This window comes from Dyella sp. SG562, from assembly GCF_011759495.1.
In the GTDB taxonomy this organism is placed as follows: Bacteria; Pseudomonadota; Gammaproteobacteria; order Xanthomonadales; family Rhodanobacteraceae; genus Dyella_D; species Dyella_D marensis.
In genome coordinates this window covers 305,044-319,152 of sequence record NZ_JAAOYS010000002.1, presented here as the reverse complement: position 1 = coordinate 319,152, position 14,109 = coordinate 305,044, and the positions used below count along the sequence as shown (strand labels likewise).

The 14,109-nt window shown below is 67.6% G+C and carries 8 protein-coding genes; all 8 read right to left on the bottom strand.

Annotated elements, in window-relative coordinates; genetic code table 11:
- Positions 1-527 precede the first annotated feature (527 nt).
- A complete protein-coding gene (locus FHW84_RS04825) occupies positions 528-1,682 on the bottom strand; it encodes a CoA transferase (protein WP_167253005.1) in 1,155 nt (384 codons plus the stop codon).
- Positions 1,683-1,790: 108 nt separating this feature from the next.
- A complete protein-coding gene (locus FHW84_RS04820) occupies positions 1,791-3,614 on the bottom strand; it encodes a beta-L-arabinofuranosidase domain-containing protein (RefSeq protein ID WP_208399665.1) in 1,824 nt (607 codons plus the stop codon).
- A gap of 2 nt (positions 3,615-3,616) precedes the next feature.
- Complete coding sequence (locus tag FHW84_RS04815) at positions 3,617-5,803, bottom strand: SUMF1/EgtB/PvdO family nonheme iron enzyme (protein WP_167253004.1); 2,187 nt, start codon at positions 5,801-5,803, stop codon at positions 3,617-3,619.
- A gap of 27 nt (positions 5,804-5,830) precedes the next feature.
- Positions 5,831-6,760: a ribokinase gene (locus FHW84_RS04810; RefSeq protein WP_167253003.1), complete on the bottom strand. Its 930-nt coding sequence runs from the start codon at positions 6,758-6,760 to the stop codon at positions 5,831-5,833.
- The gene (locus tag FHW84_RS04805) at positions 6,757-8,004 is read right to left on the bottom strand and encodes a serine hydrolase domain-containing protein (RefSeq protein WP_167253002.1); all 1,248 of its coding nucleotides are present in this window, start codon (positions 8,002-8,004) and stop codon (positions 6,757-6,759) included. The genes FHW84_RS04810 and FHW84_RS04805 overlap by 4 nt, the downstream gene beginning before the upstream one ends.
- Before the next feature lie 35 nt (positions 8,005-8,039).
- On the bottom strand, positions 8,040-10,286 hold the full coding sequence (locus FHW84_RS04800; RefSeq protein WP_167253001.1) for a TonB-dependent receptor: 2,247 nt from the start codon (positions 10,284-10,286) through the stop codon (positions 8,040-8,042).
- A 287-nt stretch (positions 10,287-10,573) separates the two neighbouring features.
- Complete coding sequence (locus FHW84_RS04795) at positions 10,574-11,455, bottom strand: LysR substrate-binding domain-containing protein (protein WP_167253000.1); 882 nt, start codon at positions 11,453-11,455, stop codon at positions 10,574-10,576.
- 242 nt (positions 11,456-11,697) lie between these two features.
- Complete coding sequence (locus FHW84_RS04790) at positions 11,698-14,058, bottom strand: sodium:solute symporter (RefSeq protein WP_167252999.1); 2,361 nt, start codon at positions 14,056-14,058, stop codon at positions 11,698-11,700.
- Between the last annotated feature and the right edge of the window lie 51 nt (positions 14,059-14,109).

Below are 14,109 nucleotides of genomic sequence, written 5' to 3'. Positions count from 1 at the left end.
TCATCCCGGCGTAGGCCGGGATCCAGTGGCGGTATCGCCTGGTTTTCGCGTTATCGCGAACGGGCCGCTTATGCAGCGGGCATTTCGGACGCCTGCTCCTTGCTCGTCATCCCGGCGTAGGCCGGGATCCAGTGGCGGTATCGCCTGGTTTTCGCGTTATCGCGAACGGGCCGCTTATGCAGCGGGCATTTCGGACGCCTGCCGGCGCCCGAGTCACTTTCTCTTTGCTGGCCCAAAGAGAAAGTAACCAAAGAGAGAATGGCCTAAGAGCCACTGCTCGCGACGCAACTAGAAGGAGCAGTGAGCGGCTGCGGTAACTTGATTAACCTGGGTCTACACGAAACCACAGTGCGTTTACGTAGCGGGTGCTTCAACGTGCCGTGGCGAAGAGGATATTCAAGGACTGGTGCCAGCTTCTGCTCTTCGTTCCTGCCTACCTCACGACTTCACCCCTCTCCCCTCCGGGGAGAGGGCAGGGTGAGGGGCTGGGGCTCGCCACGGCGTGGCTATGAAGCGAGCTTTCTTGCTTAAGACTTGCGCTTTATTTCATCCGTATGCTGCCCGAGCATCGGTGCGGCGAAGGGCGGGGGGCCGGGGGTGCGGCTGAATTTGATGGATTGGGCGACGCCGTGATAGCGGCCGACCATGGGATGTTCGATGGTGCCGACGATGCCTTCGGCCAGTACCTGGGGGTGTTCGAACATGTCTTCGATGCGGCGGGCGGCGGCGCTGGGGACTTCGTCGCCGAACAGGGCTTCCCAGGCCGGGGCGGAGCGGGTGGCGAGCGCTTGATGCAATTGCGGGAGGATTTCGCTGGCGTGTTCGGCGCGCTTGCGCACGGTGTCGTAGCGGGGGTTGTCGGCCAGGGCGTGCAGGCCGGTTTTCTCGCATAGCGCGCGCCAGAAGCGCGGCGTGTTGGCGGAGATATAGATGTGGCCGTCGGCGGTGGGATGGATGCCGGTGACGCCGCCGGAGCGCATGTCGCGGCCGATATCCAGGGCCTCGCCCTCGGCCCAGATCAGGCGGGCGGACTGCATGGTCAGCGCGGCGCGCAGCAGCGAGACGCCGACGAACTGGCCCAGGCCGCTGCGTTCGCGTTCGTACAGCGCGGAAGAAACGCCCGCGGCGAGCAGCGCGGCGGCGTAGTAGTCGACCACCGAGCCGTAGATGATCTCCGGCGGACCGCCGCGCTTGCCTTGCAGCGCGCACATGCCGGTCATGGTCTGCAGCACCTGGTCGTAGCCGGCCTTGTCGCGCATCGGGCCGGTCTCGCCATAACCGGTGACGGCGCAGTAGATCAGGCGCGGGTTGATGGCGCCGAGCTGGTCGAAATCGATGCCCAGCCGCCTGGGCACGCTGGGGCGGAAGTTGTGCACCAGCACGTCGGCGTCGCGCACCAGGCGCAGCAGCACGGCGTGGTCGGCGGGGTCTTTCAGGTCCAGCACCATGCCGCGCTTGCTGCGGTTCACGCCGAGGAAGGCGCGGCTTTCGGTGGGCAGCGTCGACGGATACTGGCGCAGGTTGTCGCCGCCCGGCGGTTCGATCTTCAGCACGTCCGCGCCTTGGTCGGCGAGCAGGGTGCAGGCGTAAGGGCCGGCGATATACGCGCTCAGGTCGAGCACGCGGATGCCATGCAGGGGACCGCGCGCCGCGCCGGCCGGATCAGGTGGAGTGCTTTCCATACGCCGCGAGTCCGCGTGATTCCTGGTGTCGTGTCGCCGCTACTTTGCGCCGGGGCCGCGCGTGGAAACAGGCGCGCCCGATATGTTCTGTCAGCACGATCGCTTGCTTCACCGCAGGGACTCCGGCGCGAGCTGCATCCAGGTGAGCCGCCAGGCGCCGTCGGCGCGGCCGCCCGCGCGGTAGTACGGCTCGAAGCGCAGCGGTGCGCGCTGCAGCGGGCGCAGTTCCAGCAGCGGCGCGGCATCGCCTTCCTCCGGCGGCAGCACGGTGAGCCAGTCGGTGGGGTCGCTGGTGGGCAGGCGCAGCGTTTCCTCGGTCTTGAAGCCGTCGATCAGGCCGGTGGCGTAGACCAGCGGGCCGCGCGTAAGGCCCAGGTATTCGAAACGCAGCACCTGCTGCAGCACCGGCTCGCCGTCGGGCGCGCGCGACTCCTGCACATTGCGGTTGACGGCGCGGTGGACGCGCGCGGCCATGGGGAAATCCAGCATCACTTCGTCGCCGTCCTGCCATTCGCGCTCGATGGCGGCGTAGCTTCCAGGCGCGGCGGCGATGGATTCGCCGCCGACGCGGACCCTGGCGCCTTCGGCCCAGGAAGGCATGCGCAGTTTCAGCCGGAAGCGGGCGGACGACGGCATGCGCAAACGGAGGGTCACGCCGCCGTGAAAGGGGTAGGCGGTGCGTTGTTCCAAAATGACCTTGCCGGCACCGGGCCAGTCGAACGAAGCGCTGCCGGGGCCGTAGATGTTCACCGCCACGCCATGCGCATCGCCCGCATACGCCACGCCGGGCAGTTCCTCCAATGCCATCGCGCCGCTGGACTTGCAGCAGCGCCAGTAGGTGGTGTGCACGCGCCGGCCGTTGGGGAAGACGTAGTAGCACCAGTCCTCGCCATTGGGCGCCTGCGCGCCGAGCAGGTCGTTGTAGGCGGTGCGCTCGATTTCCTCGGCGTACTTCGGATCGCCTTCGATCGACAGCAGCTCGCGGTTGAGCTGGATCCACGCCAGGCTGGAACAGGTTTCGACATAGCCATACGGGCTGAACGCACCCGGCGCGTTGAACACCTCGCGCGAACGATGCGCCACGCCGCCCCAGGGGCCGCCGCCCAGCGTCAGGTGGTGCGTGCGGATGCTGGTCCACATGCGCTGCAGCGCATCGCGATACGCCGCCTCGCCGGTGGCCTTGTACAGCTTGGCCAGGCCGACCAGATTCCACGCCAGCTGGTACGCCTTGCCGGTGGCGATCTCCGCCGCATCGGCGCCGGCCTGGATGCGCGGCAGCAGCGCCAGGTCGCGATGGGCATTGGCTTGCGCCAGCACCCGCTTCGCCAGCTCCAGGTAGCGCGCCTCGCCGGTGGCGGCATGCAGCTCCATCGCCGGATCGAGCAGCACCGTCGCCGAAAGGCCGAAGTGATTGCCCAGTTCGGTGATGTCGATGCCGCCTTCGGTCAGCGTGTGCCAGCACAGGTCGCCGATGCGCCGCGCGGCGTCGAGCCAGCGCGGTTCGGCGAAATGCCGGTGCGCTTCCAGCAGGCCGAGGACCAGATAGGCATGCGTCCAGATATCCCAGGTGCGCACGCTGGGCTCGCCATTCCAGCTCGGCGGCTTGGGTGGCTGCGGGCGCATGAAGCGGCGCTCCGGCGCATAGGTGCCGAGGTAGCCGTCCGGCTCCTGCACCGACACCAGGAAATCGGCGACGCGGCGCAGGCGCGCGGTCAGCTCCGCATCGCCGCTGCGCGCCGCGGCCTTGGCGGTGGCGTACAGCCATTTGCCGGCGTGTTCGCCATACCAGTCGCCTTCGGTGTTCTGCGCGCGCCGCTCGGGCGCGAACAGGGCGATGGCGGGGCTGTGTTCGTCGATGATGAAATGCGACAGGCGGCCACGCGCATTCGCGGCCAGCGCTTCGCCGAGCAGACCCTCCAGATGCACGGCCATGCTCACGAGGCATCCACCACGCAGCGGAAGCCGATGCAGCCCGATCGATCCTTGCTTGGCGCCATCAGCAGATACTTGCCGTGCTGATCCAGCCGGTACGCCTGCGGGAAATACCAGTGCGAGGTGCGCGGCTGGTAGCTGCTGCCGCCGCGCAGCACAGCGGCGCGGGTATGTTCGTCCAGATACTCGTCGGTCCATTGCCACACGTTGCCGACCAGGTCGAGCAGGCCGAACGGACTGGCGGCTTGCGGATGCGCGTCCACGTCGTCCGGCGCACGCAACGTGCGGCCGCGGTTGGCGGCGGGCACCTTGCTTTCGTCCCACGCGTTGCCCCAGGGATAGAGGCGGCCGTCCGTACCCTGCGCGGCGTACTGCCACTCCCACTCGTGCGGCAGGCGCTTGCCGGCCCACGCGGCGTAGGCGCGCGCATCCTCGATCGACACCCAGGTCACCGGCTTGTTGTCCCAGCCGGCCGGCGGCGCACCGTCGATCCAGTGCCGCAGGAAGTGGTGCGGATCGGCCGGCGTCCAGCCGCTGGCCTGCAGGAATGCATGGAACTGCGCGTTGGTCACCGGCGTGCGGTCGATAAAGTACGGCTTCAGCTGCATGCGCCGTCGATGGCCGCGGCGCGGCGTGTTTTCCCAGGGATACTGCACGTCGTTGCCGGCCCAGGTCTGGCCTTCGATCTCGATGCCGCCGACGGCGAAGTCGAAGTCGCCGCCGGGGATGGCGATCATGCCCTCAGGCGCCGCTGCGGCCGGCGCCGTGGCCGCGATCGGGCGCAACTGCTGCGGCAACGGCTGCCACTGGGCGGAATACGCGCTCAAGGGTGTTGCTGCGAGTCCGCGCATGCGTGCGAGGAAAGCATCGAGCCCGTCGATCAACGCACCCGGCGCCAACGCCAGCACGGCGCCGAACCCTCGTGCCTCCAGCGCGAACGACAGCACCGCGCGCCCGTGCTCGATGCGCGGCTCCAGCGCCACGCCATGCCACGCGTCGAAGTAGCGCGTGCCTTCGCGGTGCGGCACGGCCAGCTGCTCGCCGTCGACGTCGTACTCGTGCCGGTTGACCAGGTTCCACACGGTGTAATCGGCCAGCGGAAAGCGCGAACCGAACACTCCATGCTGCAAAGTGCGCTCATACGGCCGCCACTCGATGCTCACCATCGCCGGCGCGAACTGCCGCTCGATCGCCGCGATGCGCCGCAGCGACTCCGCATCGCGCGGCGTCAGCTGGTTCCAGATGCCCCACACGTTCTCCCAGGCGTTGTAGCCGATGCCGTTGAAGAAGATGTACTGCAGGTCGTGGTTGCGCTCGCGGCCCCAGCGGTTCTCGTAGTTGATCATGTGGCGCGGTTCCAGCCACTTGAACTTCGCCACCGGCGGCACTGTCTCGTTCGGCGCCTTCTTGCCCCAGCTCTGCACGTTCCAGATCAGCTGCTCCTCGGCGCTGATGGTGGATTCCGGCTGCAGCACCACCGGCCGGCCGGCGGCATCGCAGGCATCGAAGAAGGCGCGCGGCACGCCGTTGTAAGTATCGCCGTTGAGTCCGTCGGCGCCCACCGCTTTCACCAGCTCGGCCGCCGCCTCCCAATCGCGCTGGCCTTGTTCGCGCGTGCCGTTGTCCCACGGCATGGTGGGCAGGAACACGCGCACGCCGCGGCGGTGGAAATCCTCGACCGCGCCGCGCAGGCCATCGAGGCCGCCGGGCAAGTCGCGCGCCAGGTCGAACTGGTTGCGGTCGTCGACGCCGATATTCGGGTAGACGTACCACAGCAGCACGCTGTCGATGCCGCCGTAGCGCTGTTCCAGATCGTCGAGGTAGCGATCCACCGTGTAGCGGCGGGCCTCCGGATCGTAGAAGTAGCGGTCCTCCACCATCATCTGCGCGTGGACGAAGTTGCGCTGCGCCCATTGCAGCTCGGGGCGGCGGTAGTTGGCATCGTCGTAGCCGATGCGGGTGAGATGTTCGCGGCGCCAGTCTTTGAGCTCGGCGATCCAGTCGTCGGCGGTGCCGTCGACGTCCATCTTCCAGTGGCCGATCTCGGCGAACGGCCAGCCCGGCGCCTTGCCCGGCGTGGGCAGGTAGCGGCCGGTGGTGACGTGGGAGAACTTGTATTCGGTCTTCACCGGCGGCGGGTTGGCGTCGTCGGCGTTCACGTCGCGCGGCTGTTCGGAGGAAGGCGTCATGGGAAGCGTGATCGGTAAGGAAGGGAATCAGGCGATGCCGACGTAGGCGGCGAGCGCCTCGGTCGCATCGCCGGGACGCGCCGCCAGCAGCCGCCGCACCTCGTCCTGCCGCGGCACGCCGGTCTGCGCGCCCAGGCGGGTGCAGGCTAGCGCAGATGCGGCGCAGGCGCGGCGCAACGCGGCCGGATACGGCAGGCCCAGGCTCAGGCTGGCGACCAGGGTGCCGCAGAAGGTGTCGCCGGCGCCGGTGGTGTCCACGGCATTCACGGCGAAGCCCGGCTGCAGCAGGTACTCGCCGCCCACGCGCGCGCAGCAGCCGCGCGCGCCGAGGGTGACCACCACGGCGGGGGCGTCCAGTGCGTCGAGGCCGGCGCCGATGCCTTGCCTGCCGCTGATCGCCGCCAGCTCGCCTTCGTTGACGATCAGCAGCTGGCAGTCGCCCAGCAGGCTGCGCGGCAAGGCCTGCGCCGGTGCGGCGTTGAGCGCCACCTGTACACCGGCGCGTCGTGCTTCCCGCGCCCAGGCTTCCACCGTCGGCAAGGGCGTTTCCAGTTGCAGCAGCAGATGGCCGACATCGGCCAGCGGCGGCAGATGTTCGGGCAACAGCCGCGCATTGGCGCCGGGCGCCACGGTGATCGCGTTCTCGCCGTCGCCCGCCAGGCAGACGAAGGCGACGCCGGTGGCCGTGCCGCGCATGCGCACGATGTCGAGCCCGACGCCGGCCCCGCGCAGCGAGGCTTCGATCGGCGCCGCATGCACGTCGTCGCCCAGGGCCAGCAGCATCCGCGTGGGCGCGCCGCCGGCCCGCACGCAGGCCACCGCCTGGTTGGCGCCCTTGCCGCCGGGAAAGGTGGCGAAGCCGTTGCCGAGCACGGTTTCGCCCGGCGCCGGCACGTGCGGCGCGCGCACCACGAAATCGAGATTGGCCGAGCCGGCCACCAGCACGCCGCGCTTCATGGCTGCAGCGCCTGGTAGACCAGGGCGTAGAAACCGCGGCTCAGGCGCGGCAGGTCCTTGGCCGCGTCTTCGCGCGGCAGGTGCTGCAGCAGCAGGATGGCGAGCAGGTCTTCGTGCGGATCGATCGTGTAATACGTCGACGCCGCGCCGGACCAGCCGAACTGGCCCGGCGAACCGGGCTGGCCACGCCGTGCGGGATCGAGCACCACATAGCCGCCCAGGCCGAAACCCTCGCCCGCATTGAACTGATTCACCGGCGGGCCGAGCATGGCGAGGTGGTTGCGCAGCATCAGCTCCACCGTCTTGCGGCCGAGCACGGTGTGGCCGTCCAGGCTGCCGTGGCCGAGCAGCATCTGCGCGAAGCGGGCGTAGTCGGCGGCGGTGGAATACAGGCCGCCGGCGCCGCTGGCGTAGGCATTCAGTGGCGCGCCGGGATGCGCGGCACTGGCACCGTCCGCGATGCGCAGCTTGCCGTTCGCGCCCATGGTGGTGATGTCGACCACCCGGGCGCGCTTGGCCTCCGGCACCGCGAAGCCGGTATCGCGCATGTCCAGCGGCTGGAAGATGCGCTCCCGCAGGAAGCGCTCGAAGGATTCCCCGGACACCACCTCCACCACCCGCGCCGCCAGCTCCAGCGAGGCGCCGTCGTAGCCGAAGCGCGATCCGGGATCGGCGGCCAAGGGCACGCGGCTCATGCGTTCGGCGAAGCCGCGCAGATCCGCGGCGGCATGTGGATCGATGCTCTCCATCCGCTTGACCGCGGCTTCGTCGCCCTTCAAACCGGCCGGATAGCCTGCGGTGTGCGTCAGCAATGCATGCAAGGTGACCGGCCTGGCAGCGGGACGCTCGCTGCCGTCGCTCATCAGTACCCGCGGATGCTCGAAGCCCGGCAGGTAGCGCGACAGCGGATCGTCCAGCGACAGCTTGCCTTCTTCCATCAGCATCAGGACGGCCACCGTGGTTACCGTCTTGGTCATCGAATAGATGCGGAAGATATCGTCGCGGCGCAGCGGCTCGCGCCGGGCCAGATCGCGATAGCCGTACGCCTGCCAATCGACGATGCGGCCGTGCCGCGCGATCAATGCCACCGCGCCCACGTAACCCTCGGTGCCGGTCGCATCGCGCAGATAGGCATGCAGGCGCTCCAGCCTTTCCGCCGACAAGCCCTCGTCCTTCGCCGCGGCAAAAGGCAACGGCCCCTGCGCCGCCATCGCCGGCACCGCGCACAAGGCAACGGCCGCCACCAGGACGGCCCGTCGCCCATGCGCCAACCACCTCGTCACAGCGTGATGGTGTACGTCAGCGAGGTCATGCGCCCGCGGCCCGCCCAGTAATTCTGGTAGCCCGCCAGCTGCGACCAGCTGAGGATGTATTGCCGGTTGAACAGATTCTCCACGCCCAGCGACAGCTTGCCGTGCTTGCCGAGGTCGTAGTTCACGCCCAGGTCGAACAGGGTGTAGCCCTTGGTCTGTTCCGAATAGCTGAACTGCGCACCGTCATAGGCGCGCGTGTCCTGGCCGGATACGTGGCGGCTGAACAAGGTGGTGAAGCCCAGCGTGGCATCGGCGTTGGGCAGGAACTTCCACGTAGCCGCCGCCGCAAACTTGTCGGGATTGATATCCAGCACGCCCAGCGGCTTGTTCAAGCCGCCCGAGCCATAGCGCCCGGCCGGATCGGCCGACCAGAACGCGGTCTTGCCGCGGATATGCGAGTACAGGCCGGTGATCTTGAAGTCCCGGTCGAAACGCCATTCGCCGGTAACTTCGGTGCCTTCGATCCGCACCGGCGCGCGGCTGAGGATGAAGTCGGTGGTATGCGGATCCACCGCCAGCGAGGAACCGAACGGCGACTTCGACACATAGTGCGTGGCGCCGAATGCGCCGTGCTCGCCATGCCAGTTGAAGCCGCCCTCGTAGTTCTTGAACACGATCGCATTGAGATCGCGGATCTTGTCCACCGACTGCCCCGGCGTATTGATATTGCGCAGCGGGATGCCGATGTTCGGCAGGGTGAAGCCTTCGCTGTAGGACAGGAAGGTGGACCACTGGTCGTTGACGCGCCAGATCGCGCCGAAGTTCTTCAGCCCTTCCTTGTACTTCAGGCCGCCGCCCTGCACGAACACGCGGTTGCGGTAGTACGTGGTGGTGTAGCTGTTGACGGTGAGCTTGTCGTCCTCGCGGCGGTAGCCGGCGCTCAGCGTCACCGGGCCGACGTCCCAGGACAGCTGCGCGTACGGCGCCACGCTCTTGTAGTCCATCGGCGGCACCCACAGGCGGCTGGTCAGGGCCAGGCGCTGCTGCGCCTGGTCCTTGCCGAAGTCGATGCCGGTGTGCAGCTCCAGGCCAGTGACGTTGAAGATGTCCGGGCGCGTCCACGAGGTGCGCAGTCCCTTCTTGTGCACCACGATTTCCGACTGGTCGTACAGCGTGCCGAGCGGGGCGATCAGCGGATCCTGCTTGTCCTCGGTGTTTTCCGGCAGGTAGCGCATGGACTGGTCGGCCTTGTAGGCGTTGATGTCCAGGTAGCCGCCGAAGAACTTGTCGTTGGTGTATTGCAGCTGGTACTGCTTGAAGTCGTTGAAGGCGTCCTTGGAACCGAAGATATGGCCCTTCTCCGAGGTATTGGTGCGCGGCACCGCGCACGGCGGCGTGTCGGTGGGGCCGCGGCAGCCCAGCACCTGCACGTACTCGCCCTTGCCCTCGATGCGGAAGCGGCTGACGCTGGCCTGCAGGCGCTGCTCGTTGTCCGCGCCGAAGTTGAAGCCGACCTTGGCGTATAGATTTTTGGTTTCCGAATCCGCCAGCGAACCGCTGGTGTTCAGGCCGATGCGGCGGCCGTTGCCGTCGTAGCTGATGCCGCGGTCGATATACGAAGCGGCCAGCAGCGCATCGAACTCCTGCTGTTTGTGCGAATAGGTGGCGCCGACTTTCCAGCCTTCGCTGTCGCTGTGGGCCTGGGTCTGGTAGCGCGTGGTGAGGGTGACTTCGTCGCCGTCCTTGGTCGGCGTCTTGGAAATGTAGTTGATGATGCCGCCGGCCGCGCCGATGCCTTCGGAAGCGGACGGACCGTTGATCACCTCCACGCGCCCGACGATGCCCATGTCGGTAAACGTGCCGTTGCGCGTGCCTTCGCGCAGCGGCGAGCCCTGTGGCACGCCGTCGAACAGGCGCAGCGGGATGCGGCCGCGCAAGGTCTCGCCGGTATTGCTCATGGCCTGAGAGGACTCGGCATAGCCCGGCACCGAGCGCGCCAGCACCGCCGTCGCGTCCTCGGTCACCAGCAAGGTGTGCTGGATTTCTTCCTTCGACACCACGGTGATCGCGCCCGGGATCTCGTCGATCGCCTTGGGGCTGCGCGTGCCGGTGACGATCACCTGCTGCAGGTTGACCGCGTCCTTGTCCTTGCCGTCCTTCTTCGTACTGCTGTCGGCCGGCGCGGCGCCAGCGGCGGGTGCATCCTGCGCCGGCGCGCCGACGGCGTAGGCCAGCAGGATGCCGCTGATGGCGGCGGTGAGTGGCTTGATCATGTCTTGTCTCGTCTTGGTACCGCCTTGCGGCGGGTCGGCGCGCGCGGCGCGCCGGGGACGGTGCTTCGTCTTCGAACTGGCGACGCCCTCCCCCAGGCGTCCCGACGGCCCATGTCTTCTTATGCGAACCGCTTGCGGCGGCCGTACTGCAACCACGTTGGATTGCGAGCGAGCCTATGCGCTTCGCTGCCGGCGTAGAACCGTCGCGGACTATGTTCAGAGGCTAGTTTTTGTTGCTTACGAAGCAAGCGGATGTATGCGGCGTTGCAGCACGCTACGTGCTTGCCTCAGCGCGCTCTGGCCTGCATCGCCTTGCGGCTTTCCTGCAGCAGCACGGTGACCAGGCGCACGCGCACACTGGAGCGCGACCACACGATGCCGATGCGCCGCGGCACCGCCGGATTGGGCAGCGCAATGCGCGCCAGCTGCAGGCCTTCCGGCCACGGCTGCGCCCAGTCCGGCACCAGGGACACGCCCAGGCCGCGGTCGACCATCACGGCGATCGCATTGAGCGCGTTCAGTTCGAAGCGTTCGCGCGGCACGATGCCGTTCGCGCGCAGATAGTCATCGGCCTGGCGTCCGCCCCATTGATTGCGGTCGTAGCGGATCAGCGGCTGGGTGGCGAGCAGTTCGTGCGGATCGCGGCCGGCCATGCTTTTCGGCGCCAGCACGATCAGCGGTTCTTCGCGCAGCAGCAGCCATTCGCAGGTCTTGGGCAGCGGAAATGGCGCCTGCAGCACCACTGCCGCGTCGAGGTCGCCCGCTTCCACGGCGCGATACAGATCGACCGAATAGCCGGGCTTGATGAAGACGTTGATCTGCGGGAAGGCGTCGACCATGCGCGCCAGCACGTCCGGCAGCATGCCGGCCAGCGCGGTGGGACAGGCGCCCAGGCGCAGCTCGCCGGACACGGCGCTGTCGTTGGCCACGCTGCGCAGGTCCGAGACGCTGCGCAGCAGTTCGCGCGCGCGTTCGAGGATGCGCGAGCCTTGTTCGGTGACGCTCACCGTGCGGCCCACGCGTGCGATCAGCGTGGCGCCCAGCTCACGTTCCAGCGTGCGGATCTGCTGCGCCACCGCCGCCGGCGTCACGTTGAGTACGCGCGCCGCCGCCGCCATCGAGCCCTGGTCGACGACGGTGACGAAGGTATTCAGGAATTGCGTTTCCACGTGCCGCCCTCATCGGTCTTGCCCCCGGGGGGACGATGGGAGAGCGGGGAAAAAGCGTCAAGAGCCATAAGGAGCTCCCTAGTGAAACTCTTCTCCCCTCCGGGGAGAAGATGCCGGCAGGCAGATGAGGGGCGGGTGCTCGCGAAAGAGGTTCGACGAAGCGGAGGCTGCTCTGCTTCGCCGCTCCGTAGGTCCCCCTCACCCCAACCCTCTCCCCGCAGGGGAGAGGGGGCAGGTGGCGGTTAGCGTTTGGGTCTTGAGTAGATCGTCAGGCCTTCCAGCGAACGCTTCGGCGCCGGAAACAGCAGGCTCGCCAGATAGCCGATCACGATGCACAGCAGGATGGAGATGGCCAGATAGAAATACGGATGCACCAGGTGGAACGACCAGGCGATCAAGGTGAGCACGATGCTCGAGGCGATACCGATCGCCACGCCGGGCGAATTCGCCCGGCGGGTGAACATCCCCAGCGTATAGGCGCCCGCGAAGCCGCCACCCAGCAAGCCCGCCAGTTCGATCGACACGTCGAACAGCGAGTGGATGTCGAAGCGCGACAACAGCAATGCCGTGGCGATGCCGACCAGCCCCACCACCACCGTCATGATCTCCGCCATCAGCACGCTCTTCTTCGGCGACGGGTTCTTCACCAGCTTCTCGTAGAAGTCGACCGAGATCAGCGTCGCCACGCTGTTCATGATGCCCGACAGCGTTGCCATCGCGGCCGCGAAGATGCCGGCGATGATCAGGCCGGTCACGCCCATCGGCAGTTCCGCGGCGATGAACAGCGGGAACGTGGCGTCGATGGGCAGCAAGGGATTCAGGCGGTCCGGGTTGTCCTTGTAGAACACGAACAGCGCCGTGCCGATCAGATAGAACACGAAGCCGCCGGGGATCATGATCGCGGCGAACATCCAGATCGAACGGCCCGCCTCCTTGTCCGACTCCGTCGACAAGGTGCGCTGCATCAGCACCTGGTCCTTGGGGAAGGTCAGCACCACGTCGAACAGCACCAGGAAAAGAAAACCCCAGACGGTCGCCTTGGTCAGGTCGAAGCTGAAGTCCAGCAGGTGCATCTTGTGGTTGGCGGTAGCGGTGTGCATGAACTGCCCCACTCCGCCATGCAGATGCCACACGATAAAACCGATCACGAACAGCGCGCCGCCCATCTTCACCAGCACCTGCACGAAGTCGGTCCAGATCACCGCCTTCATGCCGCCCATCGCGGTGTAGACGATGGTGAAAACCCCCATCAGCACCACGCTCAAGCTCACGCTGATGCCGGTGATGGTGGCGATGGCCAGCGCCGGCAGAAACAGGATCACGCTCATGCGGCTGCCGATCTGGGTCAGGATGCACAGCGCGCTGGCCAGCATGCGGATGGCCGGATGGAAGCGCGTTTCCAGGTACGAGAACACCGACATCAGGTCGAGGCGGCGCAGCAGCGGCACGATCCACACCGCCACGAAGGCCAGGCCGAGCACGGCGATCAGGTTATTGGTGAGGTAGGTCCAGTTGCTTTCGAAGGACTTGGCGGGGATGGCGATAAAGCTGATCGAGCTGGTATTGGCCGCGTAGAGGCTTACGCCCGCCGCCCAGAACGGAATGCTGCGGCCGCCGACGAAGAAATTCGCCGTGTTGTTGCGCTTCTCGCGCAGATAGAAGTACAGGCCGATGCCGAACATCGCGGCGAGATAGACCAGGATCACCACCCAGTCCAGCCACTTCAGCAGCAGCTTGCCGGATTGCAGCTGCGCGGTGTGGATGGCGTAGCCGGCGCCGTCGCGCTGCGCCCAGGTGAAGCCGTCCTGCGCGGCGGCCATCAATGCGTCGTTCGCCGGTTGTACGCCGGGCAGCGTGGCCCAGGAGCCGGTGATGCTGTGGTACGTCATCGGGCGCGCGCCTTCCGGCGTGCCGACCAGATAGAGCAGATGGGCCTGGCCCAGCGCGCGCGGGGCGGCGGGCAGCAGCGTGCCGGGGATGGTGGTGGCTTCGGTCCAGCCTTTCGTGGCCGACCAGCGCAGCAGTTGCTGTTTGCCGTCGTGCGCAACGGCGACGAACAGGTTGGGGCCTTGCGCGACCAGCGATAGCGGCGGCGAGTGGCCAGGCCATGCGGGAATATCGGTCCACCCTGCGCGGGGATCGGCCGGATTCGCTCGCCATGCGTGCGCCTTGCCAGCGACCGTGCCGGCCACGAACAGCGCATCGGCGGACACGGCGCCGCGCGGATCGGCCAATGCCGCCGGCAGCGCAGGGAGTGCGGTCGCATCGAGGCGATCGTTGCGCAGATGCAATTCCGCCAGCGCCGTGCGCCCCTGCGCCGGCCACACCAGGTAAGCGCGAGCGCCATCCTGGATCAGCGACACATCGTTCGGCGTCGCCGCGGGCCAGGCCACCGTCAGCCAGCGCCTGCCCGCATCGTCGAGCCGCCACGCCTGTCCCTGCCCCACCGCCACGGTCTGCCCATCGATCACCGCCATGCCGACCAGCACCTGCGCGGTCGCCAACGGCGGCAAGTCCGCGGTACGCAAAGGCGTCAGGCTTTCGGCATGCAGCGGCAGCGCGAGCAACAGCCAGGCCAGGCAGAACAGGCACGAACGGAACACGTGGAGCCGGGCCTCTCGATACGGTCGTCGCGGAACGGGTTCCTGCGCCGG